At 45.3% G+C, this 274-nt stretch carries 1 pseudogene; it reads right to left on the reverse strand.

Annotation, left to right across the window (positions count from 1 at the left end):
- Positions 1–6 precede the first annotated feature (6 nt).
- Positions 7–274 (reverse strand): annotated as a pseudogene (locus tag CF394_RS13055) (type I pullulanase); the annotation flags it as partial.

Here is a 274-nt window from a genome sequence, read left to right on the forward strand (position 1 = left end):
GCAAAACTAAAAAATCCCTTTTGGTTCGTATAAAACATAGGTCCCGATGCCGTTCAGCCGAAGCCTTTTTTCCGCTTGAACCTTCCCATTGAAGAACGTAAAAGGATCGCAGTGCAGCAAGTACTGTTTCTGATCGGGCAGCTTAAGCGTCTCCTTTTTTGCAAACGGACAATGCACCACTATGATTTCGTTCCAGGGATCAATTGCTGCAATGTTCTTCAGCTTGTAGGCCGTTACCTCTCCTGTACCGTCCATAAAAGAAAGATGCTCCTTG

It is taken from the genome of Tetzosporium hominis (genome assembly GCF_002265435.1).
GTDB classification, from domain to species: Bacteria; Bacillota; Bacilli; order Bacillales_A; family Planococcaceae; genus Chryseomicrobium; species Chryseomicrobium hominis.